Raw genomic sequence first — 2236 nt, forward strand, 5'->3', positions numbered from 1 at the left:
ACCCTGACCGCCACCGCGCCGGTGCCCACCGCCCGGCCCCCGGCAGCCCAGGCGCCCCCGCGGCGACTGCTCGCCCGGCTGTCGCCGTACGCCTACATCGCGCCGTTCTTCGCGCTCTTCGCCGCGTTCGGGCTGTTCCCGCTGCTCTACACCGCGTACGTCTCCCTCTACCGCGTCGAGCTCCAGACCCCGGGCACGATGGAATGGCGGGGCCTGGACAACTACACCGCGCTCCTGCGCGACGACTTCTTCTGGACCGCGCTGCGCAACACCTTCACCATCGGGGTCGTCTCCACCGTGCCGCAGCTGCTCATGGCGCTCGGCCTCGCCCACCTGCTCAACTACAAGCTGCGGGGCCGGACCTTCTTCCGGGTCACGATGCTCCTGCCGTACGCCACGTCCGTGGCCGCCGCGACCCTGGTCTTCGCCCAGCTCTTCGGCCGCGACTTCGGCCTGGTCAACTGGCTGCTCGGACTGGCCGGCATCGGACCCGTCGACTGGCAGTCCGGGACCGTCGCCTCGCAGATCGCGGTGTCCACGATCGTCACCTGGCGGTGGACCGGGTACAACGCGCTCATCTACCTCGCCGGGATGCAGTCCATCCCCGGGGACCTGTACGAGGCCGCCGAACTCGACGGCGCCTCGCGGTGGCGGCAGTTCCTCCACGTCACCCTGCCCGGCCTGCGGCCCACGATCCTCTTCACGATCGTGGTCTCCACGATCGGCGCCACCCAGCTCTTCGGCGAGCCGCTGCTGTTCGAGGGGAGCATCTCGGGCGGCATCTCCCACCAGTACCAGACCCTCGGGCTCTACATGTACGAGCAGGGCTGGGGCTACTTCCACCTGGGCCGAGCCGCCGCCATCGCCTGGGTGATGTTCGTCCTCATCGTCCTGCTCGTGCTGCTCAACACCGCACTGGCACGGCGCCGTTCACGGAAGGGGACCCGTCGATGAGCGCGCTCCTCACACGGCCGCGGCCCGGCCGCGACGCCGGGACCGCACGCCCCCTGCCCCGCCTGCGGTCCGCCCGGGCGGGCCGGCAGCACCACGGCGGCCGTCTCGCCTACGCCCTCCTGATCGTCGCGGCGGCGATCTCCGCCTTCCCCTTCTACTGGACGATCGTCGCCGCGACCCGGTCCAACGCGGAGCTGGCCGCGAGCCCGCCGTCGCTGCTGCCCGGCGGCAACCTCGTTCACAACTTCCGGCAGGTGCTGGAGCAGGCCGACATCGGCAAGGCCCTGCTCAACTCCCTGATCGTCTCCGGGTCGGTGACGGTCGGCACCGTCCTGTGCTCCACGCTCGCCGGGTTCGCCTTCGCGAAACTGCGCTTCCGGGGCCGCAACGCGCTGCTCACCCTGACGGTCGGGACGATGATGATCCCGCCCCAGCTGGGCGTCATCCCGCTCTTCATGCTCATCGCGGAGCTGCACTGGGTGAACCAGCTCCAGTCCGTCATCCTCCCGGGGCTCGTCTCGGCCTTCGGGGTCTTCTTCATGCGGCAGTACCTCGCGCAGTCGCTGCCGGACGAGCTGATCGAGGCCGGCCGCGTCGACGGCGCCTCGACGGCGCGGATCTTCTGGAGCATCGTCGTGCCCATTGCCCGGCCGGGGATGGCGGTGCTGGGGATGCTCACGTTCATGGCGTCCTGGAACGACTTCTTCTGGCCGATCATCGCGCTCACGTCGCAGGAGCCCACGGTGCAGGTCGCCTTGCGGCAGCTGGGCGGGGGGTACGTGCACGACCAGTCGGTGATCATGGCGGGCACGCTGCTGGGGACGGTGCCGGTGCTGGTGGTTTTCGGGGTGCTGGGGCGGCAGATCGTGGGCGGGATCATGCAGGGGGCGGTGAAGGGTTAACGGGGCCTCGTCTGCGGCGCCGTTGTGGTTGCGGTTGGGGGTTTCCCCGCCGCACTCCCGGTTGCCCGGCGCGGTCAGTGACCGCCCCGCTGCGTTCGTTGTGGGTCGGTGCCGCGCCGGGGTACGCCCCCAGCCTTCGGCCGGGGGGACCCCCACCTCGGCGCTCGCGGCGCTGCCCCACATCATCCGGCGCCGCGCTCACCGCTCGTCGCCTGTCGGGCCCCCCATCACACCCCCTTCGGTCGTGTGGGCGACTACTGACTTTTGAGTGGTGATGTCGTGGGGGCTGACGGAGCTTGATCGTCGCGGTATGCCGGTTGCATGAGGTATCCGCAGGGTGGTGGGCTGACGCCTGAACGGCAGGCGTTTCGCGAGCGGAT

Annotated in this window: 2 protein-coding genes; both read left to right on the forward strand. The window is 70.4% G+C overall.

The window, feature by feature from the left end; translation table 11 throughout:
* Nucleotides 1–21: 21 nt before the first annotated feature.
* Complete coding sequence (locus PV350_RS46170) at nt 22–954, forward strand: carbohydrate ABC transporter permease (RefSeq protein WP_500339258.1); 933 nt, start codon at nt 22–24, stop codon at nt 952–954.
* A complete protein-coding gene (locus PV350_RS46175) occupies nt 951–1856 on the forward strand; it encodes a carbohydrate ABC transporter permease (protein WP_500321709.1) in 906 nt (301 codons plus the stop codon). Before PV350_RS46170 ends, PV350_RS46175 begins: the two co-directional genes overlap by 4 nt.
* The last annotated feature ends 380 nt before the right edge of the window (nt 1857–2236 follow it).

Source organism: Streptomyces sp. PA03-6a (assembly GCF_033792765.1).
Classification (GTDB): Bacteria; Actinomycetota; Actinomycetes; order Streptomycetales; family Streptomycetaceae; genus Actinacidiphila.